Origin of the sequence: Sphingobium sp. BYY-5 (assembly GCF_022758885.1) — a bacterium.
Taxonomy (GTDB): Bacteria; Pseudomonadota; Alphaproteobacteria; order Sphingomonadales; family Sphingomonadaceae; genus Sphingobium.
Genome location: NZ_JALEBH010000002.1, coordinates 1175864 through 1199098 on the forward strand (window position 1 = coordinate 1175864; position 23235 = coordinate 1199098).

The 23235-nt window shown below is 62.9% G+C and carries 26 protein-coding genes and 1 pseudogene; 9 read left to right on the forward strand and 18 right to left on the reverse strand.

What is annotated here, in order from left to right; translation table 11 throughout:
• Positions 1-2: 2 nt before the first annotated feature.
• From MOK15_RS21270 to MOK15_RS21285, 4 genes are read right to left on the reverse strand one after another with little or no spacing between them, the layout of a single operon-like run.
• On the reverse strand, positions 3-920 hold the full coding sequence (locus MOK15_RS21270; protein ID WP_242933663.1) for a 5'-methylthioadenosine/S-adenosylhomocysteine nucleosidase: 918 nt from the start codon (positions 918-920) through the stop codon (positions 3-5).
• On the reverse strand, positions 917-2266 hold the full coding sequence (locus tag MOK15_RS21275; protein ID WP_242933664.1) for an NCS2 family permease: 1350 nt from the start codon (positions 2264-2266) through the stop codon (positions 917-919). Before MOK15_RS21275 ends, MOK15_RS21270 begins: the two co-directional genes overlap by 4 nt.
• Entirely contained in the window at positions 2263-3618 is a 1356-nt protein-coding gene (locus MOK15_RS21280) for an AtzE family amidohydrolase (RefSeq protein WP_242933665.1), read from the reverse strand. The genes MOK15_RS21275 and MOK15_RS21280 overlap by 4 nt, the downstream gene beginning before the upstream one ends.
• Positions 3609-3800, reverse strand: coding sequence for a DUF4089 domain-containing protein (locus MOK15_RS21285; RefSeq protein ID WP_242933666.1), 192 nt, complete (start codon positions 3798-3800; stop codon positions 3609-3611). The genes MOK15_RS21280 and MOK15_RS21285 overlap by 10 nt, the downstream gene beginning before the upstream one ends.
• A gap of 544 nt (positions 3801-4344) precedes the next feature.
• Here MOK15_RS21285 and MOK15_RS21290 point away from each other — a divergent pair.
• Complete coding sequence (locus tag MOK15_RS21290; RefSeq protein ID WP_242933811.1) at positions 4345-4617, forward strand: hypothetical protein; 273 nt, start codon at positions 4345-4347, stop codon at positions 4615-4617.
• Between the two features lie 376 nt (positions 4618-4993).
• Positions 4994-5827, forward strand: a complete 834-nt coding sequence (locus MOK15_RS21295; RefSeq protein ID WP_242933667.1) for a PAS domain-containing sensor histidine kinase — start codon at positions 4994-4996, stop codon at positions 5825-5827.
• A gap of 36 nt (positions 5828-5863) precedes the next feature.
• Here the strand turns inward: MOK15_RS21295 and istB are convergent, their stop codons facing one another.
• Together istB and istA are read right to left on the reverse strand one after the other, a co-directional pair.
• Positions 5864-6670, reverse strand: coding sequence for an IS21-like element helper ATPase IstB (gene istB / locus MOK15_RS21300; RefSeq protein ID WP_242930106.1), 807 nt, complete (start codon positions 6668-6670; stop codon positions 5864-5866).
• Positions 6660-8183, reverse strand: coding sequence for an IS21 family transposase (gene istA / locus MOK15_RS21305; protein WP_242930107.1), 1524 nt, complete (start codon positions 8181-8183; stop codon positions 6660-6662). The genes istB and istA overlap by 11 nt, the downstream gene beginning before the upstream one ends.
• Positions 8184-8824: 641 nt before the next feature.
• Here istA and MOK15_RS21310 point away from each other — a divergent pair.
• The 5 genes from MOK15_RS21310 to MOK15_RS21325 all read left to right on the forward strand — a co-directional run bounded on the left by MOK15_RS21310 (position 8825) and on the right by MOK15_RS21325 (position 13583).
• Positions 8825-9040, forward strand: a complete 216-nt coding sequence (locus MOK15_RS21310) for a hypothetical protein (protein ID WP_242933668.1) — start codon at positions 8825-8827, stop codon at positions 9038-9040.
• Positions 9041-9341: 301 nt separating this feature from the next.
• On the forward strand, positions 9342-9470 hold the full coding sequence (locus MOK15_RS21960) for a hypothetical protein (RefSeq protein ID WP_278254338.1): 129 nt from the start codon (positions 9342-9344) through the stop codon (positions 9468-9470).
• 341 nt (positions 9471-9811) lie between these two features.
• Positions 9812-10906, forward strand: coding sequence for a glycosyltransferase family 4 protein (locus MOK15_RS21315; protein ID WP_242933669.1), 1095 nt, complete (start codon positions 9812-9814; stop codon positions 10904-10906).
• Between the two features lie 12 nt (positions 10907-10918).
• Positions 10919-13135: an amylo-alpha-1,6-glucosidase gene (locus MOK15_RS21320; protein WP_242933670.1), complete on the forward strand. Its 2217-nt coding sequence runs from the start codon at positions 10919-10921 to the stop codon at positions 13133-13135.
• Between the two features lie 229 nt (positions 13136-13364).
• Positions 13365-13583, forward strand: coding sequence for a DUF1778 domain-containing protein (locus MOK15_RS21325; protein WP_242933671.1), 219 nt, complete (start codon positions 13365-13367; stop codon positions 13581-13583).
• A gap of 46 nt (positions 13584-13629) precedes the next feature.
• Here the strand turns inward: MOK15_RS21325 and MOK15_RS21330 are convergent, their stop codons facing one another.
• Positions 13630-14292 carry an RES family NAD+ phosphorylase gene (locus MOK15_RS21330; RefSeq protein ID WP_242933672.1) on the reverse strand — a complete coding sequence of 221 codons (663 nt, stop codon included), beginning with the start codon at positions 14290-14292 and terminating at the stop codon, positions 13630-13632.
• A gap of 82 nt (positions 14293-14374) precedes the next feature.
• Positions 14375-15070: a hypothetical protein gene (locus MOK15_RS21335; protein ID WP_242933673.1), complete on the reverse strand. Its 696-nt coding sequence runs from the start codon at positions 15068-15070 to the stop codon at positions 14375-14377.
• Positions 15071-15303: 233 nt separating this feature from the next.
• Between MOK15_RS21335 and MOK15_RS21340 the strand changes: the two genes are divergently transcribed.
• Both MOK15_RS21340 and MOK15_RS21345 read left to right on the forward strand, forming a co-directional pair.
• Entirely contained in the window at positions 15304-15561 is a 258-nt protein-coding gene (locus MOK15_RS21340) for a hypothetical protein (RefSeq protein ID WP_242933674.1), read from the forward strand.
• Between the two features lie 95 nt (positions 15562-15656).
• Positions 15657-15849 (forward strand): annotated as a pseudogene (locus tag MOK15_RS21345) (IS110 family transposase); the annotation flags it as partial.
• A gap of 167 nt (positions 15850-16016) precedes the next feature.
• Here MOK15_RS21345 and MOK15_RS21350 read toward each other — a convergent pair.
• From MOK15_RS21350 to MOK15_RS21395, 10 genes are read right to left on the reverse strand one after another with little or no spacing between them, the layout of a single operon-like run.
• Positions 16017-16631, reverse strand: a complete 615-nt coding sequence (locus MOK15_RS21350) for a hypothetical protein (protein ID WP_242933675.1) — start codon at positions 16629-16631, stop codon at positions 16017-16019.
• Positions 16621-18303: a glycoside hydrolase family protein gene (locus MOK15_RS21355; RefSeq protein WP_242933676.1), complete on the reverse strand. Its 1683-nt coding sequence runs from the start codon at positions 18301-18303 to the stop codon at positions 16621-16623. The genes MOK15_RS21350 and MOK15_RS21355 overlap by 11 nt, the downstream gene beginning before the upstream one ends.
• Before the next feature lie 58 nt (positions 18304-18361).
• Positions 18362-18991, reverse strand: coding sequence for a hypothetical protein (locus MOK15_RS21360; protein WP_242933677.1), 630 nt, complete (start codon positions 18989-18991; stop codon positions 18362-18364).
• Entirely contained in the window at positions 18988-19440 is a 453-nt protein-coding gene (locus MOK15_RS21365) for a hypothetical protein (RefSeq protein ID WP_242933678.1), read from the reverse strand. The genes MOK15_RS21360 and MOK15_RS21365 overlap by 4 nt, the downstream gene beginning before the upstream one ends.
• Positions 19437-20750, reverse strand: coding sequence for a FliI/YscN family ATPase (locus MOK15_RS21370; RefSeq protein ID WP_242933679.1), 1314 nt, complete (start codon positions 20748-20750; stop codon positions 19437-19439). The genes MOK15_RS21365 and MOK15_RS21370 overlap by 4 nt, the downstream gene beginning before the upstream one ends.
• Positions 20740-21345, reverse strand: coding sequence for a FliH/SctL family protein (locus MOK15_RS21375; RefSeq protein ID WP_242933680.1), 606 nt, complete (start codon positions 21343-21345; stop codon positions 20740-20742). Before MOK15_RS21375 ends, MOK15_RS21370 begins: the two co-directional genes overlap by 11 nt.
• A complete protein-coding gene (locus MOK15_RS21380; protein WP_242933681.1) occupies positions 21330-21773 on the reverse strand; it encodes a hypothetical protein in 444 nt (147 codons plus the stop codon). Before MOK15_RS21380 ends, MOK15_RS21375 begins: the two co-directional genes overlap by 16 nt.
• Positions 21770-22507, reverse strand: coding sequence for a type III secretion inner membrane ring lipoprotein SctJ (gene sctJ / locus MOK15_RS21385; RefSeq protein WP_242933682.1), 738 nt, complete (start codon positions 22505-22507; stop codon positions 21770-21772). The genes MOK15_RS21380 and sctJ overlap by 4 nt, the downstream gene beginning before the upstream one ends.
• Before the next feature lie 22 nt (positions 22508-22529).
• Positions 22530-22919 carry a hypothetical protein gene (locus tag MOK15_RS21390; protein WP_242933683.1) on the reverse strand — a complete coding sequence of 130 codons (390 nt, stop codon included), beginning with the start codon at positions 22917-22919 and terminating at the stop codon, positions 22530-22532.
• Positions 22916-23230 (reverse strand): hypothetical protein, encoded by a 315-nt coding sequence (locus MOK15_RS21395; RefSeq protein WP_242933684.1) that lies wholly within the window; start codon positions 23228-23230, stop codon positions 22916-22918. Before MOK15_RS21395 ends, MOK15_RS21390 begins: the two co-directional genes overlap by 4 nt.
• Between the last annotated feature and the right edge of the window lie 5 nt (positions 23231-23235).

A 23235-nucleotide genomic window follows, 5' to 3' on the forward strand; every position in this document is an offset into this window, starting at 1 on the left:
TCCTAGTCCGGCAGGGCGGCGACGAAGGCGCGCACCACGTTCGCGCTGTTAACCGAGGCCAGCGCCATGAAGGTGTTCATCTGGTTCGTGCCCGCATCGCCCCCGGCGAGGTCGGACAGGCTGCGGAAGACGATCGCCGGGACGGCATTGGCATAGGCGACCTGTACCACCGCCGCGCTTTCCATGTCGAGTACGCGCGCCTTCCACGCGGTTGCCAGATAGTCGCGAAACTCGGCATTGTCGGCATAGACCCCGGCGCTGACGCCCGTCCCGCCGACCACGAACTTGGGATCATGGGCAAGGCAATGGGTAGGGGCGGCCTGCCCATCGACGCAGCGGCGCAGCGTCACGTCGGATGCGACCCTGCGGGCGAGCGCCAGTAGTGCGGGATCGACCGCCAGCCTGTAATGGCGGCGCGACGGATCGGTGGCATTGCCCAACCTTACGCCGCGCGGGAACATCATGCCGAAATGGGGCGGCGCATCCTGGTCGACCGGCTCCGGCACAACCCACCCCTCGGGCGTCTGGCGCGCGAAGGATACCTCCAGATATTGCGCCCAGTCTTCTGGCACCACGACGTCACCGATCGACAGCGCCGGATCGACACCGCCCGCTATGCCGGAAAAGACGATCCGCTTTACGGTGAAACGGTCCAGCACCAACTGGGTGTTCATTGCGGCGTTGACCATGCTGACGCCGCTCTGCATCAGCAGCACCGGCTTGCCCACCATGCGTCCGGTCAGGAAAGTCAGGCCGTTGATATGGTGCGTTTTCGGCTTTTCGACCGAATGGGCCAGCGCATCCCATTCGGGCGCAAAGGCGGTCATGACCACGGTGCGCGGCGTCCGGTCGAGCGGTGTGGCGGTGGCGACTGTCGGCAGGACAAGGGCCAGCAGCGCGATGAGGAGCGCGCGCATCATGCCGCGCTCATCCAGACGAAGCGGACGACGAACAATGCCGCGAGCAGGAAGAGGAACCAGTCCGCCTTGGTCGCGGTCCCACGCAGCAGCTTCAATATGGCGTGGGCCGTGATGCCGAAGGCGAGGCCATTGGCGATCGAGAAGGTCAGTGGGATCAGCGCCACCGTCAGGAAGGCCGGGATCGCCGACAGCGGGTCTTCCCACTCCACCTCGGTCAATGGCAGCAGCATCAGGCCGCCCACGATGATGAGCGCGGGCGCCGTCGCCGCCAGCGGGACGATCTGCGCATAGGGGGCGACGAACATGGTGGCGAGGAACAGGATACCGGTGACGACCGCCGTCAGCCCGGTGCGCCCGCCCGCCTGCACGCCGGCCGCGCTCTCGACATAGCTGGTGACGGTGCTGGTGCCCGCCATCGACCCGATGATGGTGGCGGCGGCGTCGGTGATGAGGATGCGGTTGAGACCCGGGATGCGTCCCGCCTTGTCGATCAGCCCCGCGCGTTTGGTGACCGCGACCAGCGTTCCGATATTGTCGAACAGGTCGACGAAAAGGAAGACGAACAATATTTCGAGCAGGCCAAGACCATGGCTGCCGGTCAGGCCGAACACGCCCGACAGGTCGAGCTTGAAGGCGGTGCCGGTCAGCGAGCCGAGGCTGTAGGGTTCGGGACTGACGACCACCTGGCCGCAAAGCCAGCCGACCAGCGTCGTTGCGACGATGCCGATCAGCATCGCGCCGCGCACGTTCCAGACGCTGAGCACGCCGATCACCAGCAGGCCGAACAGCGCGAGCGCGGCGCCCGGCGCCTTGAGGTCGCCTAGAGCCACGAAGGTCGCGGGATTGGCGACGACGATGCCTGCATTTTTGAGGCCGATGAAGCCGATGAACAGGCCGATGCCACCTGCGACTGCGGCGAACAGGTGCATCGGGATAGCGGCGACGATCATCTGGCGCACGCCGGTCAGTGTCAGGATCAGGAAGGCGATGCCGGAAATGAACACGCACCCCAGCGCGATCGGCCAGGGCACGCCCATCTGCTGGACGACGGTGAAGCTGAAATAGGCGTTGAGGCCCATGCCCGGCGCCAGCGCCAGCGGGGTGTTGGCGACCAGCCCCATCAGGATCGATCCGAAGGCGGCGGCAAAGCAGGTCGCGGCTGCCACCGCTGCGATCGGCATCCCCGCCTGACCCAGGATCGCCGGGTTGACCAGCACGATATAGGCCATGGTCAGGAAGGTGGTGATCCCAGCCAGTATCTCGGTCCGGGCCGAAGTGCCCCGTTCCGACAGGCTGAAATAGCGTTCGAGCGCGCTAACTTTCGATTGTACCACCGCGTCTGTCATTCTGCTTCCCTCGCTCCGGCCGGCGACGTTACGCCGGTCAGCCCCTTGTCTTCCAGTAGCGCGGCAAAGCGGAACAATGTCGCTTCGCCCCCCGGCCTGCCTATCAGTTGCAGCCCCAGCGGCAAGCGGCCCGGACGGCGCAGGGGTACGCTCAGCGAGGGCAGGCCGGTGAAGCTGATCGGCTGGCTGTGAATGCCCAGGTCCGCGCGCGCGGGCGACAACGCGCCGTCGATCAAGATGCGCGGGTCGGCGACCGGTGGCGCAACGCAGGGCGTGGCGGGCGCGAGCAGCACATCATGGTCAGCGATCAGTTCGATGATCCGCTGCTTATATTGCGCGCGGAAGGCCTGAGCGGCCTTGTACAGGCTGTCGGGCAGCAGCGCGCCGGCCAGCAGGCGATCGCGGGTCGCTGGGTCGAACGCCATCGCGTCACGGCCGAGCGCGTCGCGATGCAGCGCGCCGCCCTCCGCAGCGGTAATCAGGAAAGCGGCCGATCGCGCCCGCGCGATATCGGGCAGGTCGATCAGCGGCGCGTCCGGGGCGATAGCGTCCATCGCCGCGATCTGGTCGGGATCAGCATTGTCGCGGAAGCGCCCGCCTAGCCGCGCGACGCGGATGGGTTCGCGGGGCTCTTGCGCAGGGGTTCCGGTCAGCACCTGCCAGACGCATTGCATGTCGGCGACCGACGATGCGAAGGGGCCGATATCATCGAAACTCGCCGCAAAGGGAAATACCCCGCCCATGGGTAACGCGCCATGGGTGGGCTTGAGGCCGTATATGCCGGTCAGGCTGGCGGGGACCCGCACCGATCCGTTGGTGTCGGAGCCAAGCGAGAAGGGCAACAGCCCGGCCGCGACCGCCGCCGCCGATCCGCCCGAAGAGCCACCCGCCAGCCGGTCGAGATCGTGGGGGTTGCGCGTGGTGCCGTGCTGGGCGTTGATCGTCGCAAAGCCATAGGCGAACTCGTCCATGTTGAGGGTTGCGACCAGCACGGCCCCCGCTTCGCGCAGCCGGACGATCGCTTCGGCATCCACCCGCGCAGGCGCGGCGTCAACATAGAGGGCGGACCCGGCGGTCGTCGGCAGGCCCTGCACATCGAACAGATCCTTGACGCCATAGGGGACACCTGCCAGCGGTCCCGGATCGCGCCCGGTGGCGATGGCGGCATCGACGGCCTTCGCCTCTGCACGCGCCCGGTCGGCGAGTGGGCGCGTGACGGCGAGCAGAGGCGGATTGCCCGCTTCCAGCCTCGTCAGGCATGTATCGATGACTGCGCGTGCGGTGATGCGACGGCCGCGCACCGCATCGGCGATGGCTACGGCGGAGTTAGCGATGTCGGAGATCAGGCGCATGGTCTGAAATCCGGCCCGAAAAGCCGGTCGGCATGCTGGGCGAGCAAGTCAAGGTTAGCGATGACCCCGGCCAGGCAGAGATCCGGGATGGTCAGGCCGCGCGCGGCTGCCGCCGCTGCGATCTCATTTTCCGAACGGGGAATCGGGCCGGGCTGCATGGCAACGAAGGACGCTTCGCTCATGCCGCATTGGCGCCTTTTGCCGATGAATTAGGGGCGAACGGGAGGGATAGGACGGGTGCGCGCATGGCAGATCCTATGAAGCCGATTTTGCCCGCCCGATCCAACGCAATGATCGGCACGGAACGTTGCAAAAATGAGAGCGGTCGGTCGGCAGGATCAAGCCTCAGGCCCGGTCATTGAAGAGACCGGTCGCTTATGGAAGGAGGCGACATGGAGCTGAACTGTCCTTTGTCAGAACATTTGGCACAGTTCGCGGCGTAGATTAGCGGAGTGCAGGCCTCGTCTGGGAATGCTGTTATGCGGCGAGTTTGCGCTGACTTTCCCAACAGCTGATCGTCACGCGGAAAATTAATCATACGCGAACTCCATCGAGGCAAAAAAGCATTCGCTGGGACGATTTTCCGCAGGGGGGCTTGTCGCCGTTAGCATCAACAGCACAGATTTGGGGTTGTGATTTAGGGAGGGTCTGGGTTTCGTCGCATTGACGAAGGGGCGAAGCGGAGATCCAAATCCCGTAACGCTAAAAAGCCTGCCGAGTAGGGCGGTGAAGGACATCCTGCGGGCGACCCGGTGGCATTTTTCGGCGGAAGACAAGATCCTGATCGTGTTGGAAGGCTGGCGCGGCGACGACGGCATCAACGGCGCGATAGATTTCCTTGATCGGGGTCACCGGCTCTTTCTTTCTGAGTGCTTTCGACATAAACGAAACTCATTCCGGCCTTCGATCGGATGTGCCGAGCGGTGCAAGTCCGCTTTCTCGATCTCCAGCGCCACCTATTATATCACGCGTTCATCCTCTTCGCCGCAAGAGAATTAGACTGCGATCCATAATGAATGTCGGTCTCGGTTGTATCGCTCCCCCCATAACCAACCTACGAACGTGAATATATCATCGGATGACAGAGAGGATACGCGAAGGCACGCTGGCGCATTCTCAACGACAATCGCCAACGGATGAGCTGATAGTCGATCCGCCAACATTGTCACCGGCAGGAGAGGAAGCGATCAGGCGGATCAGCGGGCGCTCCGAACCGAAATATCCTCCCTTGATCGAATAGACGCCGGGTCTCGGCGTTATCCATGCTACGGAGCGGATGCGAGTCCATGTTCCCGACCGGGGAGCAGTATGTCGCCGCTACCCGGACCGGCTTTCATCCCCGCAAGCTCCCGGCTTCCCCGGAAGGGGGCATATCGTGAACCGAACGAGCCATACCGACATTGCGCACAATCTGGCGCTGGCTATCCTTGCTTCCTCCACCGCGCCCGCGCTGCTGCTTGATGGTGATCTGTCCGTGATCGCCGCCAGCACGTCCTTCTACAGCACTTTCGCCCTCGATCCGCAGAATGCGGCCGGACGGCCGCTATTCCAGCTAAACGCGCGCGAGTGGGATGTGCCGCAGCTTCGATCCTTGCTCGCGGCAACCCTCTCCGGTCATGCAAAGATCGAAGCCTATGAGATGGAACTCAGGGGCGATGCCGTACCGCGCCGCCTCGTCCTCAACGCACAGAAGCTTGAATATGGCGATGCCGAACAGGTCCGCCTGCTCCTGACCATTTCCGACGTCACCCAGGCACGGATCAGCGAAAAGCTAAAGGATGACCTGCTGCGCGAAAAGGCGATACTGCTCCAGGAAATCCAGCATCGCGTCGCCAACAGCCTGCAAATCATTGCCAGCGTGCTCATGCAGAGCGCGCGGCGGGTGCAATCGGAAGAGACCCGCGGCCATCTCCATGATGCGCACCACCGGGTCATGTCTATCGCCACCCTCCAGCAGCAGCTTGCGGCATCGCGATTGGGCGATGTGGAACTGCGCACCTATTTCACCCAGCTTTGTCAGAGCCTGGGCGCATCGATGATCCGCGATCATGATCAACTGTCGCTTGAAGTGACTGCCGACGACAGTAGCGTGAACGCGGACATTTCGGTCAGTCTGGGACTGATCGTCACCGAGCTTGTGATCAATGCGCTCAAACACGCCTTCCCCGGCGATCGCAGCGGCAAGATGTTGATTTCCACTGAGAAGTGACCCGGGTTTTCCATCGAGAAGTGACCCGTCTGCGGATTATGTTTCGGGTGTCATGGGCGGGTCAACCCGTGGTTTTCTCCTTTCGGTTCTGATCTGCTTGGCAGAGCTGTTTTTGAAGCGGAAGCTATCGTTGCCGGTCTCCAGGATGTGGCAATGATGGGTAAGCCGATCGAGAAGCGCCGTGGTCATTTTGGCGTCGCCGAACACGGTGGCCCATTCGCTGAAGCTGAGGTTTGTGGTGATGATGACGCTGGTGCGCTCGTAGAGTTTGCTCAGCAGATGGAAGAGCAGCGCGCCCCCTGAAGCACTGAACGGCAGATATCCAAGCTCATCCAGGATAACGAGATCAGAGTGCAGGAGGCGATTGGCGATCTGACCGGCCTTGCCCTGTGCTTTTTCCTGCTCGAGCGCATTGACCAGTTCGACCGTCGAGAAGAAGCGGACGCGCTTTCGATGATGTTCGATGGCCTGGATGCCCAGCGCCGTTGCCACATGGCTCTTGCCGGTGCCAGGACCGCCGACCAGCACGATATTGTCGGCGATGTCGATGAAGTCGCAGCGATGCAACTGACGCACCAGAGCTTCATTGACCTCGCTACTGGTAAAGTCGAAGCCGGCCAGATCGCGATAGACAGGGAAGCGCGCGATCTTAAGCTGATAGGCCACAGATCGAACCTCCCGTTCTGCTGTCTCGGCTTTGAGCAACTGGGAGAGGATCGGAATGGCGGCTTCGAAGGCTGGAGATCCCTGTTCCATGAGATCGGTGACGGCCTGCGCCATGCCATGCATCTTGAGGCTGCGGAGCATGACGACGATGGCGCCGCTGGCAGGGTCATGACGCATGACGCTTCTCCTTGCGCAGATCATCATAGCGTTCGACATTGGCCATCGGCTCGCTGACCAGCTTGAGCGCCTGGGGCGCCGTCACCGGCGGCGTGGAGATCGGTTTTCCGTCGACCAGCCTGTAGAGCAGATTGAGGATATGGGTCTTGGTCGGAACGCCAGCCTCCAGCGCCATGGTGACCGCCGTCAACACCAGTTGCTCATTATGATGAAGAACCAGCGCCAGTATTTCGACCATTTCCCTGTCGCCGCCAGGATTGCGCAACAGATGTCGCTGCAGACGCTGGAACGCATCGGGTAGCTCAAGGAAGGGCGCACCGTTGCGCAGGGCGCCGGGCTTGCGCTGCACGACCGCCAGATAATGGCGCCAGTCATAAACCGTATGACCTGGACCGTCGTGAGAGCGGTTGATGATGCGCTGATGCGTGCAGATTGGCTGTCCCTCGGCGACGACCTGGAAGCGATCAGGATAGACGCGCAGGCTGACAGTGCGATTGGCGAAAGAGGCCGGTACGCTGTAGCGATTGCGCTCAAAGTGGATGAGGCAGGTCGGCGATACCCGTTTGCGATATTCCACAAAACCATCGAAGGGCCTGCCCGCAACCATCAGACACTCAGATTCATCGGCCCAGGCATTGGCAACCGATCCGGGTTCGATCCCGTGAGGGATGTCCTCCCATAACGCCTTGCAGCGCTCCTCCAGCCACAGGTTCAGCGCATCAAGGCTCTCGGCCTGCGGCGTTGGTTGCCACAGACGGTGCCGCGCATCCTGGACATTCTTCTCGACCTGCCCCTTTTCCCATCCCGCAGCCGGGTTACAGAACTCAGCTTCGAACAGATAGTGGCTGACCATCGTCAGGAAGCGTGCGTTGACGGTGCGTTTCTTGCCACGCCCGACCTTGTCGACGGCAGTGCGCATATTGTCATAGATACCCCGGCGCGGCACGCCGCCCAGCACGCGGAAGGCGTGATTATGGGCGTCGAACAGCATCTCATGGGTTTGCAGAAGGTAGGCACGCACGATGAATGCCCGGCTGTAACTGAGCTTGAAATGCGCGACCTGCAGCTTGGTCCGAACCCCGGCGATGATTGCCCAGTCCTCGCTCCAATCAAACTGAAAAGCTTCCCCCGGCGCGAACGATAGGGGCACGAATGTCCCACGCCCGCCAATCTGTTGCTGGCGCCGATAATCTTCGCGCCAGTCCCGAGCAAAAGCGGCAACCCGGTTGTAGGATCCTTCATAGCCCAGGCTCACCAGATCGGCGTGAAACTGCTTGATCGTGCGCTTCTGCTTGCGCGATCGGCCCATCTCGCGCCGCAGCCAGGCCGCCAGATGCTCAGCAAATGGGTCCAGTTTGCTTGGTCGATCGGGCACCTTGAACCGCGGATCGATCGTCTCGGACCGCAAATATTTGCGGATCGTGTTGCGTGATAGTCCGGTGCGCCGCGCTATCTCCCGGATCGGTAGATGATCGCGAAAATGCCAGCGCCGGATAACGCTTAATAACGCCATGTCCAACACTCCATATACCCTCGCTTGTCAAAGCCAGGGACGAGTTCAACATGGGTCAATTCTCAGTGGAAATTTACGCCCTACCCGGGTCACTTCTCAGTGGAAATCAACAGGCAAGGACTTCAATGTTCACGATGCAGCTAACCAGTCGCGGGGGGCGAGAGCAAACCAAGCTCGCTGAACCGATGTGGCCCGGATCGTTCGAACTGCATAACGGCCCGTGGCCCCAGCAAGCCACACCAGAGGCCTGACACACGACCGATGAAGCGCTCTGCCGAGCAAAGTCAGAAAATCACCTTGCAATCTGGGAGGCTCACCTTTGTCCTCGTACCACCCCACGCCGCCGCTAGCGGCGTCGAACATTTCGATGCGCAGAATAATTTCGTCGTCTTTCAAGGTGAATTTATAGCTGCCATCAGGTCATAGCGTATGCTTCGTTACCTAATCGTACAAAGTCGAGCTGAAGGTTGATGTAGTCGCCCCGTTTGAATAACTTGTCAGACTGGATAGAAATTGTGCGATTTCAGGCAAGGAATGCCGCCGGATGTGATATAAGCTGCTATCGCGCGAAAATTGCTTGCAGGCATTCGCTGTGACCGAGAGACTATTGTGCTCCCGCTTGCCAAGCCGGAGCAGTCCTCATGGAAGATTTCAATTATTTGCTAAAGCGCGAGCAGGAGGAAATCATGCGCGCCAAGGCATCAATCTGTTTTGCGGCAAGGACGGCACATGAAGGCCTAGCTCAGGGCTATGCCAAGCGTATCCGCGACCATCGACTGCCTTATCGCTCGCTCATGGCCGATACACGATCTGCTTTTGACCCCACTCCTTACGGCGGTGGGGGAACTCGATCGTGAAAGGCAAGGTGATAACCGGGACAGCTATGAGATCGCCTGCGCATATCATACAATGGTCCACTCCATGGCGGTGATCGCGAGGGAAAATCAGGTCTACCTAAAAAGGATAACGCTTGCGGATCTGGACCATGTGGCGACGGTGACATGCCCCGTGGCCAGGTTACGACATGAAGAACTCACACGGGCCCACGCAAAGATCTTCAATGTTCGTGAGCGGGAGAAGCAAGCCAGAAGACGTCAGAGTGTTCGAACGCCTACCAATGTGTCCGGGGCGCTCATATCTATAGATGGGAATTGAATTATGGCTAAAAGCCAGAAGAAATCCAACCGTGAAGTCCGTAAGCCCAAAGCGGCAAAGCCCAAGAAGACCAACGTTTCCAATCCGTCATCCAAGCCTGGCGTGGTGGGGATTGTTACCCTGAAGGGCTGATCTGGCCGATCCGGCCCAGATAATGTGCCCGCGGACAATGCGGCACGACAAACGGGCGGATAACTCCGCAGCGCCCTGCTTGACGCCACAAGACTCACGTCAAACAGCCGTTTAACGCGCCATCTATACGATCCATGTCATGAGATGTCTGGATCGAGCTGGCCCGCACACTAAGCGGCGACTGACGATATCCAATATGAAGGCGTGGCAAGCCTGCCGCTGCCGCTTGAGGCGAACCGAGTTCGTTCATGCAACCTATATAGCCCGTCGACACTTATAGCCCTGCAGCCTGCCGCATGTCGGGGACCGGAGGGCTTTACTCCCTTGAGAGGAATGCCCGCATGAAGATCGCGCAAATCGCCCCTTTGGCCGAAAGCGTGCCGCCCAAGCTCTATGGCGGCACCGAGCGTATCGTCTCCTACCTCACCGAGGAGCTTGTTCGTCAGGGTCATGCAGTGACCCTGTTCGCCAGTGGAGATTCGCAGACCAGCGCCGAACTGGTGCCGGTCACGGACATGGCGCTGCGCCTCAATCCTGCCGTGGTCGATACCATTCCCTATCATATGATGATGTTGGAACAGGTTCGCCGTCGCGCCGACGAATTTGATGCACTGCACTTCCATATCGACATGCTGCACCTACCCATGGTCCAGGACTTTATAGGCCGCACGGTCACGACCCTGCATGGCCGACTGGACCTGCCGGACCTGCCGCCCTTCTACCGCGCCTTCCCCCAGCACAGCCTGGTATCGATTTCCGACCATCAGCGCTTGCCAATGCCGCCGGTCAATTGGGGAGGAACCATCTACCATGGCCTGCCGGCCGACCTCTTGACGTCGCGCCTTGGTAAGGGCGGGGATTATCTGGCGTTCCTGGGCCGGATATCGCCGGAAAAACGACCGGATCGCGCGATCCGGATCGCGGCACGTTCGGGCCTGAAGCTCAAGATCGCGGCCAAGATCGACGCCGTCGATCGCGCCTATTGGGAACAGGAGATCGCACCGCTGGTTGATCACTACCCCAATGTCGAGTTCATTGGCGAGATCAACGAGCAGCAGAAGGCTCATTTCCTGGGCCAGGCGAGTGCGCTTCTGTTCCCGATCGACTGGCCTGAACCTTTCGGTCTGGTAATGATCGAGGCGATGGCCTGCGGGACGCCTGTAATTGCCTTTCGTTGCGGGTCGGTGCCCGAAGTGATTGAGCATGGCGTGTCGGGCTTCATTGTGGCGACGGAGGACGAAGCGGTCGCTGCGGTGGCGGCCCTGCCTCATCTCGATCGAGCCGGGGTGCGCGGTGCATTTGACGCACGCTTCACGGCGGAGCGGATGGCGGCCGACTATGTCGCGCTGTATCGCCGTCTGCCCGGCGCCCGCACTGACGCGGCCCGGCTTCGCCGCCAGCGCGGCGAAGAGGCCGAACTGCAGGTCGTTGCATAAGGAGTTGCCGCCATGCCGCTGATCCAGTCCCAGTTGGAGGCACCCGGTATCGACGGAGGACAGGCGCTCTCCCAGGCACAGACCCAGTTTTTCATTCCTGCGACAGCCTCACTCCATGAGCGTAGGCCACGGACGCTGAAGCACGGCGACAGTTTCGCCATGTTCGATCATAGCGGGGATGCCATTTCCGGGGTGGGCAGTCCAGAAGGGCTATATCATCGCGACACCCGGCACCTATCGCACCTGTATCTCACCATCAACGACATGCGGCCGATCCTGCTCAGTTCCGCGCTCCGGGACGATAATGCGATGCTGACCTGCGACCTCGCCAATCCCGATTTCCTGGGTGATGACGGTCGGGTCATGGTAGAGCATGATATCATTCACTTGCGACGGACCCGTTTCCTGTGGAAGGACGCGCTGTACGAGCGGGTCACGATCCGCAATTTTGACACCGAAACCCGACAAATAGCCGTCGATCTGGGTTTTTCCGCTGACTTTGCCGATCTGTTCGAAATCCGCGGCATGACCCGGCTGCGGCGAGGTACGCTACGCACGCCCAGGGTGGGCGCCAGCGATGTGCTACTCAGCTATCTCGGACGGGACGATCGCGAACGGCATACGCATCTGCATTTCGATCCGATGCCGACCGAACTGACCGAAAGCCACGCGCGCTTCGACGTGACCGTGCCCCCCGGCCAGCGCTGCACACTCTTCACCCGCATCTCCTGCGAGCAAATCGAAGCCAGCGACGCGCTGCCCAAGCAATTTCTCAAATCCCTGCGCGAAGCGATGCAGGCGCTCAGGCTTGCCCGCAAACGCGGAGCGGCGATACAGTCTTCCAACGTTCTGTTCAACGAAGTGGCGCGCCGTTCCGTTGCCGACATCTCGATGCTCTCGACGGACACCGAATTTGGTCCCTATCCCTATGCGGGCATTCCCTGGTTCAGCACCGTGTTCGGCCGCGACGCGATCATCACCGCGCTCGAAACATTGTGGATGGACCCGGCGATCAGCCGCGGGGTGCTAGGTTATCTTGCCGCGCATCAGGCAACCAGCTTCGATCCTGCCGCCGACGCGGAACCGGGCAAGATCCTGCATGAGGTCCGCCATGGCGAAATGGCGGAACTGGGCGAAGTTCCCTTCCGCCATTATTATGGCAGCATCGATTCTACGCCGCTCTTCGTCATGCTGGCTGGCGCGTATCTGGAGCGCACGGGCGACACCGCTTTTCTGGCCACGATCCTCCCTCATGTCGAAGCCGCGCTTGGCTGGATCGACACGTATGGCGATCGTGATGGCGATGGCTTCGTCGAATATGGCCGCCTGACCGATCAGGGTCTGCAGAATCAGGGCTGGAAGGACAGCCATGATTCGATCTTCCATGCCGACGGCACCATCGCACGCGGGCCAATCGCGCTCGCGGAAGTCCAGGCCTATGTCTATGGCGCCTGGCAGGCTGCGCACGCCTTGTTCGGCGCGATCGGCGATCATGAGCGCGCGACCGATTATCGCAGTCGCGCCGCACAACTGCAGGATCGCTTCGACGCTGCCTTCTTCGATACCGAACTCGGCACCTATGTCCTCGCGCTCGACGGCGACAAGCGTCCTTGCCGTGTTCGCTCCTCCAATGCCGGCCATGTGCTCTACACCGGCCTTGCACGGAAGGGACGAGCTGAAGCTGTGGTTCGTACGCTGATGGCTCCAGCCTCTTTCTCTGGCTGGGGTGTGCGTACCATCGCCTCAACCGAGGCGCGTTACAATCCGATGAGCTATCATAACGGCTCGATCTGGCCGCATGACAATGCACTGATCGCCAGCGGTTTCTCCCGCTATGGTTATCAGCGGGAAGCCGCGCAGATATTCGAGGGATTGTTCGCTGCCGCCACCTATGTTGATATGATGCGCCTGCCCGAGCTCTTCTGCGGTTTCCCGCGACGTCGGTCGCAGGGGCCGACCTTTTACCCGGTCGCGTGCAGCCCACAGGCATGGTCGGCTGCAACACCGCTCGCACTGATCCAATCCAGTCTCGGCTTGCGCTTCGATGTCGCCGCCACGCAGATATCCTTCCACGAACCAACCCTGCCGCACTTTCTTCAGAGCCTTACCATAAGCGGCCTGAGCATTGGTGCAGCGAGGGTCGACATCGGTTTTGACCGCATGGACAACCAGGTCGTGGTCAAGCCAATGGGCCGCGAGGGCATGGCTAGGATCGTGACGGTCGCCTGATCGATTGCGGCGAAACTGTCGCACGTGCATATCGGCATGGGCGGATGAGGCTAGCGTGCAATGGGGAGGGCACTGAAGTGCCGATTCAGCGGAAATAAGCAAAAAAAGGCAGATTTTGGGACTTGGAGGCCGATTTTGCGCTCACGCATCGAGCGCGATGAATCTGGCCATGTGTTTGTTTGGACATTGTCGAGGCAATTCGACAAATACGGGCAAGGAGTTTAGCGATATGGCACGGCAAGCCCGTTCGGATCGAAGTGCCTCTGCACATAAGGACGATGTCATCCAGATCAGAGCGGTGGCCGAGTTCAAGGCGATCCTCGATCAGCACACCTTCATTCTGGATGCCGAGAAACACGAGCAGTTTCTTGCCGCGCTGGATGCGCAGCCGGTCCCGTCGGCGCAGCTTGAAAAGCTGATGAAGCGCGAGCCGCTCTGGAATAGATGATCGGGCGGGCCGTTCGTTTCCATGTCGACGTACCGCTTGATACACCTCATCTCCCAGTGATCTTCACCCCGATATCATCGGCAAGGCTGACCAGAGCGGCATGAGTCGCCGCGTCCGTCACAAGGTCCAGAGATGTGGTGGCCGCGCTCAACGGCTTTGGACCGAGCCGGTCCTCGAAGAGAATGATGGCTCTGGCGGTGTCGTCCTGTCGGGAGACCCAGCAAAGTCCCTGAATATCTGGACACTGCGCATGAAACGCCTCGGCCCATTTCCGTGTCTGGGGATAGATGTTCTTCTCGGTGTCGATTAACTCGCCGCGCTTGATGCCAAGCTTGCGGAGCGCCTTGGTGTTCAGGTCCGCAAGCACCAAATCGAACGACGGCGCCAACTGGGAATAGTGATGCGCTTTCAGCTTGCGCTTGGCGACCGTCTTCAAGCCAGGGGCGAAAGGCACGTCGTGAAAGACCGTTTCCATGGCGGCGCACGCAAAGCCGGTGCCGCCATAGATGGTTGCGATGGAATTCGTCGTGGCGTCAAGGATGGGGCTGAAGCGTGCATTGCCCTTTGGCCCAGGATTGAACTGGCCCGCCTGATAGATGTCGGGATGGATGCGATGGATGATGTCGCCTTTCGGCCATGTCATCCGGGTGACCAGAGTGGCGAGGTTCGCTGGAGGCGATGGGATTATCATCGGAGCCGCGCCGGCCATAGACACTCCCGCACCGCCGGTGGATGCCGACGGTGCGGAAGGTGTGGACGCAGGCGTTTTGGATGAGGCTGGCGTCTTCGGCCTAGCCATGCATGACGCCTACGACTTCGTCCTCTGCTGCTGCCAGCACGCGTTCCGGTGCACGGGCGAGAAGATACTTGGGCGCCTTGCCGCCAAGGAAGCTGTTCGCGGATGCGAACCAGATCGCCATGTCCCAATCGTCGAGTTCGCCGTTAAACCGTTCCAGGATCGGCATGAGGCCCTTCAGGGGTCGGTAATGGACTTCGGGATCCAGCGCATAGCCTGGATAATAGTCGCTCCCGTTGTGGCGCAGGGCGAAGATGCGCTTCTCGCGCTTCCATTTGTTGGGCTGGGCGCTGGCATTGCGGCCGCTAAAGCCGGCGATCTCCGAGAGCCGGGCGGCTGTCAACCAATCGCCGGATTCGAGGACGGCCTTGCGCGCCTCAGCGTTCATCCGGGCTTCGGCCAGCAGATGTTCGGGCAAGGGTATTTGCGGAACAAGGGCATCGACGAGTTTGCTGAGCGTCGCTTGCTCCCGATCGGCGAGCTTCCCGGCGATCAACGGCGCAATCAGCCGAACGGCCTCGGCAAAGGCCTGGGCATATTTTTTGTTGCCGTGTTCGAACTTGAGGGCGACGATCTGATCGCCGTCTGCCGTCTTTAGGCGCTCGCGAATTTCATAGGCAGGCCCCGCAAGCGCCTCGATGCCGAACGCTGCGAGTTCCCTGCTGTGAGTCGTTGCCATAGTGGGCTCCAATCGGATATATTGGATATCTATATACATCGATACCCACAATAATCAATGAGCGACTGGGACGGAACTGACGATAGGGGTGAATGGATCCGCAAAGTCGCGGATCAGCTTCGCATAAGCCAGGAATATGCGGTTTATCGTGCTGCTGCGCTGAACTCGGCCGACCAATGCATTTGGCGGAGTTCGGCTTGGTATTCCCCTAAGGCGTTCCTCATCTGAAAGACATCCGCGCGGCGATGGCCGACGACGAGATCGATGTGCCTCCCAGTATCCGGGAGATCGCAGGCCTCCACCTTGAGCATATCGCCACCTTGTCTGCAAAGATCTACGAGCTTTCGCTCAGACTGCGAGAAACTATGGCGGTCAGCACCGAGCTTCGTCGCCTTGGCGCGGTGCTGGGCGTCGGACCAATAACCGCCGGTGCGATCATGGCATTTACACCAGATTTGCGGACGTTGCCAGCGGCAGAAACTTCGCGGCATGGCTCGGCCTAGTGCCAAAGCAGCGATCGACGGGCGGGAAAGCGGGGCTCGGATCCATGAGCGAGATGGGTTGCTGTCAGGCAAACCCGAGCAAGGAGCCATCCGCCATGGAGATTGCCACGCTTGGCCTGGATGTGGCCAAGAATATTTTCCAGGTTCACGGCATTGATGCCGCAGGTGGGGTCGTTGTTACGTCGGGCCCAATTGTTACCGTTTTTCGCCAGGCTGCCGCCGTGCCTCGTCGGAATCGAGACATGTAGTACGTCACATCATTGGGCGCGGGAGTTAATTGGCCTTGGTCAGCTGGAATCGAAATAAGCATCATTGTTATGCATGCCATGCCGATAGCCATAGGTCGTAGGCGATGGCAGGAAGATAGGCAGAACCCATTTGCACGGCGTACCTATCGTCAGCGTCGAGCATGTCGATAACGACCACGCCGTCCGTGGCCTGGAAACGGATCGGGCTCAGCCGGCCGGTTTCTGCCGTTCGATCAGCAGAACGGCGCCGTCATACCAGCTCATGGCGATCCGGCCTTCACCGGCCGGGAACAGCACCGCGCCGCCCGCCGCGTTCGGCCCCCATTGGCCCGTGTCGCATTCGACGGCATGGGGATCGGGGTGGCTGATCTTTAAGTCGGAAAGCTGGGCGGCAAACTGGCGATCATAGTCCTGCGCCGCAGCGCCGCTCTGCCGTGCCGTCACCGGGCCGTCGCATCTGTCGGAAAGCGTCGCGCCCTTCTGATCCGGCCCTGCGTTCGCCCAAGCGAGCCGGTCGGGGCCGATGTCGAGTAGCTGTCCCATATAGGCGGGATCGTTGGCGATCAGCGCCTGCACGCCGCCGCCGACCACCACTCCAGTCACTTTCCATCGCCCGGCGAGTGCGGCGAAATCGATCCGCGACGCTGCCAGATCGGCAGGCGCGGCGGCGTTCGCTGCGTTGCCGGGGACCGGTGCCGCCTGTTGTCGCGTGGGCGGATCGTCCGCCTTGGCAGGCTGCGCCTGGTTCGCGTCCGGCGCCGCGCCGCCACAGGCTGCAAGGGCCAGGGAGAAGAAGAGGATCAGGCGATCACTAGCGGCCATCGACCAGAACGTAGCTGAACGCCTTCTGCCCGCCAAGGGCTGCGACGAAATCGTCGAATTGCGCCTTGGGAATGGTCTGACACCCGGCAGACCATGTGTTGCTGGCCCCGCCCTGATGGATCAACATACTGGTCCCCGCGCCCGAACGGTCGATGCGGTTCGTATCGGTGGCAGTGAAACGGCCATCCTGGTTGGTGTCGCGCTCGGCCACCTGTGTCCTGGTCGCGCGGAAGAATGTGTTGCCCAGAAATTCGCCCGATTGCTGTTGATAGCGGATCGTCCCCGTCTGCAACCGGCCCAGGTCCATCTTGCCGTCGCCGTTCATGTCGGTGTGCGACCCGCGCGATGCCTTGGGGCCGTCCCACGCATATTGGCCCGATGGCTCGGTATTCCCTTCGAAGAGCTTCGCCTGATAGCGACCGACGTCATCCTTCCACACCACGGCGATCTGGTCGTCATAAACGCCCTTGCCGCCATTGGCGCCGGTGTCCGTATCGGTGCGTAGCGCCACCACCACCTTGTTCCCGGCGGCCAGGTCTGCCCTGGCCTGTGCGTCGCCTTTGGTCGCGATGGTCGCGGCGAGGGCGTCGGGGCTGATGGCGCCCGCTATTAGAGCCGCAGCTTTCTCGACCGGAGCCGCTGCGGCCGCAAAAGGCGCGCCGGGCGTGTTGAACAGTTCCACCTCGTCGGCGCGGCGGTTGATCAGGCCCTGGGACACCTTGCCGTCCGACTTGTTCCACCAGCCCATCGCCTCGGCCGCCCCGGCCGTGTCGCCATCGTTCAACCGGCTGAGCGCGGTGCTGCCTTTGAAACCATCCTGCCCGGTGCCGATATTATAGGCGAAGGACACCAGCGCATCGAACTGGTTCTGCGTCACCGGCACCTTCACCGCATTCTTCACGGCGGCGGCATAGGGCGCCACGGTCTGTCGCAGCAGCGTCTTTTCCTGATCGGCGGTCAGGGAAATCAGATCCTTGTTCGTGGCGGCGAAGTCGCGCGCCGTAGCGCCGGTTAGGCCCGCCCCTTCGCCCGCCTTGCGCGCGGCGGAGGGATCGACGCCGATCGCGGTCAGATCCCGTTCGATCTCGGCCGCGCTGCGCCCCTTCATGTCATAGCCCGGACCCAGCGTGACGCCGCTTGCGGCCTTGGGCCAGTGTAGATGGTTGCTGACGCCCTTCTGCGCTTCATGGTTATAGAGGAAATCCATGCCCTTCTGCGACAGGCCCGACGTGGATGTGGTGTCGCCGGCCGGGGCACTCGCCGCGGCCTGCCGGGTGCGGGTCGCCTGCGTCTGGCCGGTCCTGGGCGCATGGTCCAGCTTCAGCACCTGGCCGACCGACAGCTTGTTGGGATTGGCCAAGCCATTGAGCCGCGCCAGCCCCTCGACGCTGTTGCCGGTCCTGGCGGCGATCGCCCCCAGCGTGTCGCCCTTCTTCACGCTGTAGGTTTGCGCCGCCTGTGGTTTCGGTGCGGTTGCGCGTTCCGCGGACGGCAGGAACTTGTCGAGTATGGAGGGCCGGGCGAGCAACTGGTCTAGGTCGGACACCAGCCCGTCCAGTCCCAGCTTGTCGGCCAGCATATCCAGCCCCTGCTGCGCATCCTTGCCCAGCGACTCCAGCCAGTTCCTGGCCGTAGACCCGAAATCCGTCGCGTTTTCGATGGTGCCGGCCATGCCCGCTCTCCTGATTGCGTCGAGGGCGGCAGGCTAGGTCCGGGCGGCGCCACGCGCGCTAAGCGATCCGACTAGAGGGATCAGCGATCCGATTAGGCTCGGTTCGCGAGACGGTTGCTTTCAGCCCCCGGGCGCGCAGCCGCGCCTCCAATTCCTTGTGCGCTTCATCCTTGCCATCATTGCCTGCTCCCAGGTCGATCGACACCGACAGGCCGCCTGCCTGCTGGTCGATCACCACCTGCTCCGCTCGCCAGAGATCGCCGGGCAACGCTATTTGGGTCGCGGCGGACGCCGGCACACCCGCATCGAACCGCGCGACCAACGCCGCGAAGGCGGCAGCGTCTGCCGCGCTGGCGCCGACCGGTGTGGCAGGGATGGCAACAGGGCCGTTCGTATCCGCCGCCCGCGCCGGACCAGGCGCGGCCTTGTCATCGTGCGGGCCGGGTTTGTCCTGCGCCTTGCGCGGTTCTTGGTAGAGGGGGAGAGATGGGTCCGGCATCGGCGCGGACGCCTGTTCCCGACGGTCCGCCTGCGTCTCTTCCTTCGTCACCCGTTGTTCCCGTCGCCCGCCCCTGCGGGTCATCGCATCGCGGAAGCGCTCGACATCCTCCCGATCCGACCGACTGGCGGATAGGGTAGGCGCGGACATCGCGCGTGGACCGTCCGTCTGGGCCACCGGCGCCGTCATGCCAGCGCCACCGGACGCGGGCGAACCTCGTCATCGGCGCGTCGGCTGACCCGCCGCTTCCATTGCCGCACCGCATTTTCCAGTTCCTTGAGGATCGCGTCATGCCGCGCCTGCGCGCGCAGCCATTCGCGCTTCAACCCGTCGAACATTGCCCGCGCTTCGGCCAGTGCCGCGCTGGCAGACGCGCGTAATTGCTGCGCAGCATCCGCCCGCTCCTTCGCCGCCCGGCAATGGAGTTGGACCAGCGGATCGCAGGGCGTCTGCGCCTGCTCCACCATCGCCTTGGCGCAGCGCGACAAGGCCAGAGCATGGGCGGCGGCCGCATTGCCTTGCTGCATTTCTGCGGCGGAGACATGTTTGCGCGCGCCTACCACCGCCTGCTCGCAACATTCCAGGTCGCGCTTGCGCAGGCGCAGCAGGGTGTTCAGCTGGTCGATCTGCTCCGTCATGCCTCAAATCCTCTCAATATCGTGCGTGTCATCAGCAGCGGTGCCGCTTCATGGGTCGATTGCCGCAGGAATCCGTTCATCTCGTCGCGCCGGGCGATGGCGCGGTCGGCCAGTGCATCCTGGCCGGGCTTATAGTCGCCGACCTGCAACAGCAGTTCGATCTCGTCGAGTTTGGCCAGCATCGCCCGGAAGGAGAGGGCGGCGCGCCGTTCGCCTTCGCCCACCAACTGCCCCATCAGCCGGCTCTGGCTGACCAGGATATCGATGGCGGGATAATGCCCCCGCGCCGCCAGCTTGCGCGACAGGATGACATGGCCGTCGAGCAGCGATCGCACCTCCTCGCCGACCGGATCATCCTCCTCATCCTCCAGCAGCACGGTATAGATGCCGGTGATCGCACCCCGCGCGTCGCAGCCCGCCCGCTCGAACAGCCGAGGCAGTTCCGCGAAAACCGAGGGTGGGAAACCGCGCCGCACCGGGGGTTCGCCCGACGCCAGCCCGATCTCGCGCAGCGCACGGGCAAAGCGCGTCACCGAATCCATCAGCAGCAGCACATGCCTGCCTTCGGCCCGAAACCCTTCGGCGATGGCGGTTGCGGCATGGGCGGCGCGCGCGCGTTCCAATGCTGGCCGGTCGGACGTTGAGACGATCACGACCGACCGCGCCAGCCCCTTCGTACCCAGATTATCCTCGATGAACTCGCGCACTTCGCGCCCGCGCTCGCCGATCAGCGCGATGACGATGATATCGGCCTGCGCCTGCCGCGCCAGCGTGCCGAGCAGCGTGCTCTTGCCCCCGCCAGCGGCCGCGAACACGCCGATGCGCTGTCCGCGTCCCAACGGCAACAGTCCGTCCATCGCGCGCACGCCGGTTTCGACCTGGGCGTCGATCCGCTGCCGCTCCATCGGGTTGGGCGCGGCGGCATATAGCGGCTGGCTGGCCGGTGCCTCGACCGGGGGCAGGCCGTCCAGCGGTTGCAGCCGCGCGTCCAGCACCCGGCCCAGCAATGCGCCCGACACCGGCACCTTGTCCTCGCCGACGCGCACCATCACCTCGGTCTCGCCCGACAGGCCGCGCAGGTCGCCCATCGGCGACAGGATCGCCTCATGTTCGGACAGGCCGACCACTTCGGCCAACAGCGAGTGCCGCCCCGTCGGACTGGCCAGCTCGCAAATATCGCCGATCCGCACGGTGACGCCGCTGACCCGGATCGAGGTGCCGATCGCGCCGCGCACCTTGCCCCGCTGCTCGAAGGCGGGGCCGGCCTCCAGCGTGTCGAACAGCGCGGAAAGGCGCGTATCAGACCGCATCGGCCACCTCCCAACGTGTGGCGAAGGACTGGATCTGCACGCCGACATCGGCGACGATCCGCCCGTCCGGCGCGGTCAGTCGGCACTGGTCGTCGGCCAGCCCTTCCTGCGCCCGCACGGCAATATCCACCGTTGAAGGCTGATCGGCGAAGGCGCGCTCGACATAAGGCAGCATCGTCGCCGACACCTCGATCCGTACTGGCCCGCGCGATCCCAGCGCTTCGACAGCGCGCCGGGCGATGCCGCTCATCCTCTCCCCGGCGGGCAGCACGCCGACCATCTGCCGCAGCGCCGCCAGGGCCAGCGCGGCGATATCCTCCTCGCGGCGCAGTGCATCGACCTGCGCCTGCTCGCTCACATCCGCGATCGCCGCGGCAAAGGCGGCGCGGCCTGCTTCCTCGCCCGCCTGCCGTCCTTCCGCCGCCGCCGTGGCGCGCGCCGCCGCCAGCGCGTCACCCTGCCGCTCATGCCAGTCGCGCACCGTGTCCAGCAACATCGCGGCTTCGTCGATCGGCTGGCGCTCGCTGGCGCGTAGCACCGGCCGATCGCTCGCCAACAGGCTGCGTCCATCGGCATGGATCAGATGGAAGGCCATGCACCCATCTCCCTCAGCATCCTTTCGGCCTGCGCCATGCGCTGGCGAGCCTCGCTCTCTTGAGCCGCTGCGGCCAGCAGCCGGTTCGCCGCGCTGGGCAGGGCGTCGACCGCCGGCAATGGATCGCGGCCGCCATCCTCCAACATCCAGATGCGCTCCAGCACAGGCGCGCCGACCAGCAGGGCATAGCCCCGCAGCGTCGCGCCATCGATCAGGCGGGACAGCGCCGATTGCGCCCCGATCAGCAACGCGACCATGGCGATTTTTTCCTGCGCTTGGGCGTCCAGCACTACCCAGCGCGGCATCGCTTGCAACGCGGCAAAGCCGGGTCGCACCCCAGCGCGATACCGCGCACCGCGCGTGCATGGCCAGCCGCTCATCGCCGCCGCCTGCGCCAGTTCGCGCCGTGCCGCCGATCCGCTCGTCACGCTTCCTCGCCCTCCACTCGCGCGGGCAAGGCAACGGGCTTGCGCCGCCGCCAGAAGAGCGCGACCAGCCCGCCCGCGCCGACCAGCGCCAGCAGGATGCGGCTCGCCCAGTTGTCGAAGCTCGCGACCAGCGTGGACGGCTCGGTCGGCGGCGCGGCCTGGCTCGGCACCATCACCACCGACACCTTGTCATAGGTCAGGCCCTCGATGCTGTTGGTGACGAGCGACTTGATCGCCCCGGTCTGGCCGCGCAAGTCGTAGCCGGGCTGATATTTGACGAAGATCGCGGCCGACGCGGGTTTCACCGTATCGGACAGCGGATCGGCCTCCGGCATCGCCAGATGCACCCGCGCCTGCACCACGCCGTCAATCTCGCTGACCGTGTGGCTCAATTCCTGGGACAGGCCGTAGATCAGCCGCGCCCGCTCTTCGGTGGGGGAGGAGACCAGCCCCTTCTTCTCGAACAGCGACCCCAGATTGGCGAAATCCTCGCGCGGCAGCCCCTTGGCCCGCAGCAACTGGATCGCCTTGGAAAAATCGTCGGGGTTGACCGCGACGCTCCATTGGCCGTCCTTATCCGACGCCTTGGCCGCGTCGATATGCGCGTCGCGCAGCGCCGCGATCATATCGTTGGCCTGGCTTTCCTTCAGGTGGCCGTAAATTTCCTGGCTCCCGCACCCCGCCAGCGCAAGCGCGGCGAGGAGGGGGAGACCGCCTTTGCCGATGATCTTCATCACCTCTCCTCTCGCTCTTTCGTCAGCCCTGCTGCCGGAACAGCTGTTGCACGCCGTCCGAACTGCGGTTAGCGATGTTGGACGTCAGTTGGCAATGGAACATGAATTCCTGGCACCGCATGGTCAGCTGCACGATCTCGCCGGGGGTCAGTTCGCCGCCTGTGCCCTCGACCGACCGCGCATAGTCGGCCACGGATTTCGCCTCGCCATTCACCTTGTCCAGCGTGCCCAGCATGTCGCGGACGGCGGGGGACATATCCTTGCCTCCCATATGCTCGGCCGCTGCGACCTTCAGCGACGCCTGGAAATCGGCCATTGCATCCTGCCCCGCCTGCTGCGGCATAGCGGGGGTAAGGTCGACCTGGCGCACGGGAGCCGCCGCCTGCGCGACGACGGGATCGACCATGGTCATTGCTTGCGCGCCATGGTTTCCAGCGCCTTCGACACGCTGTCGATCGAGCTGTGCGAGCTGTTGGACAGGAAGCTCATTTTCATCGCTTCCGCCGTCAGCATGGTGATCTGCGACGGATTGTCGCCGCCCTCATTGGCGATCAGGTCGGACTTCTGCTCGATGCGGGCGGCCTGCTGGTCCAGCGCCTTGCCCCAGGCGGCGGCGAAAGCTTCGAACCAGTTGCCGGACGCATCGTCCTGCCGCATACGCGCGCCGGTCAGCGGCGTATTGGCGAGGGTGGCCATGTCGGCGCGGGAAATGCTGTCGGTCATCTCAT

Excerpts from the sequence above, each read along its gene's own strand:
- MOK15_RS21270 (WP_242933663.1), bottom strand. The coding sequence starts at position 920 with ATGATGCGCGCGCTCCTCATCGCGCTGCTGGCCCTTGTCCTGCCGACA.
- MOK15_RS21275 (WP_242933664.1), bottom strand. The coding sequence starts at position 2,266 with ATGACAGACGCGGTGGTACAATCGAAAGTTAGCGCGCTCGAACGCTAT.
- MOK15_RS21280 (WP_242933665.1), bottom strand. The coding sequence starts at position 3,618 with ATGCGCCTGATCTCCGACATCGCTAACTCCGCCGTAGCCATCGCCGAT.
- MOK15_RS21285 (WP_242933666.1), bottom strand. The coding sequence starts at position 3,800 with ATGAGCGAAGCGTCCTTCGTTGCCATGCAGCCCGGCCCGATTCCCCGT.
- istB (WP_242930106.1), bottom strand. The coding sequence starts at position 6,670 with ATGCGTCATGACCCTGCCAGCGGCGCCATCGTCGTCATGCTCCGCAGC.
- istA (WP_242930107.1), bottom strand. The coding sequence starts at position 8,183 with ATGGCGTTATTAAGCGTTATCCGGCGCTGGCATTTTCGCGATCATCTA.
- MOK15_RS21310 (WP_242933668.1), top strand. The coding sequence starts at position 8,825 with ATGGAAGATTTCAATTATTTGCTAAAGCGCGAGCAGGAGGAAATCATG.
- MOK15_RS21960 (WP_278254338.1), top strand. The coding sequence starts at position 9,342 with ATGGCTAAAAGCCAGAAGAAATCCAACCGTGAAGTCCGTAAGCCCAAA.
- MOK15_RS21315 (WP_242933669.1), top strand. The coding sequence starts at position 9,812 with ATGAAGATCGCGCAAATCGCCCCTTTGGCCGAAAGCGTGCCGCCCAAG.
- MOK15_RS21320 (WP_242933670.1), top strand. The coding sequence starts at position 10,919 with ATGCCGCTGATCCAGTCCCAGTTGGAGGCACCCGGTATCGACGGAGGA.
- MOK15_RS21325 (WP_242933671.1), top strand. The coding sequence starts at position 13,365 with ATGGCACGGCAAGCCCGTTCGGATCGAAGTGCCTCTGCACATAAGGAC.
- MOK15_RS21330 (WP_242933672.1), bottom strand. The coding sequence starts at position 14,292 with ATGGCCGGCGCGGCTCCGATGATAATCCCATCGCCTCCAGCGAACCTC.
- MOK15_RS21340 (WP_242933674.1), top strand. The coding sequence starts at position 15,304 with ATGGCCGACGACGAGATCGATGTGCCTCCCAGTATCCGGGAGATCGCA.
- MOK15_RS21350 (WP_242933675.1), bottom strand. The coding sequence starts at position 16,631 with ATGGCCGCTAGTGATCGCCTGATCCTCTTCTTCTCCCTGGCCCTTGCA.
- MOK15_RS21355 (WP_242933676.1), bottom strand. The coding sequence starts at position 18,303 with ATGGCCGGCACCATCGAAAACGCGACGGATTTCGGGTCTACGGCCAGG.
- MOK15_RS21360 (WP_242933677.1), bottom strand. The coding sequence starts at position 18,991 with ATGACGGCGCCGGTGGCCCAGACGGACGGTCCACGCGCGATGTCCGCG.
- MOK15_RS21365 (WP_242933678.1), bottom strand. The coding sequence starts at position 19,440 with ATGACGGAGCAGATCGACCAGCTGAACACCCTGCTGCGCCTGCGCAAG.
- MOK15_RS21370 (WP_242933679.1), bottom strand. The coding sequence starts at position 20,750 with ATGCGGTCTGATACGCGCCTTTCCGCGCTGTTCGACACGCTGGAGGCC.
- MOK15_RS21375 (WP_242933680.1), bottom strand. The coding sequence starts at position 21,345 with ATGGCCTTCCATCTGATCCATGCCGATGGACGCAGCCTGTTGGCGAGC.
- sctJ (WP_242933682.1), bottom strand. The coding sequence starts at position 22,507 with ATGAAGATCATCGGCAAAGGCGGTCTCCCCCTCCTCGCCGCGCTTGCG.
- MOK15_RS21390 (WP_242933683.1), bottom strand. The coding sequence starts at position 22,919 with ATGACCATGGTCGATCCCGTCGTCGCGCAGGCGGCGGCTCCCGTGCGC.
- MOK15_RS21395 (WP_242933684.1), bottom strand. The coding sequence starts at position 23,230 with ATGACCGACAGCATTTCCCGCGCCGACATGGCCACCCTCGCCAATACG.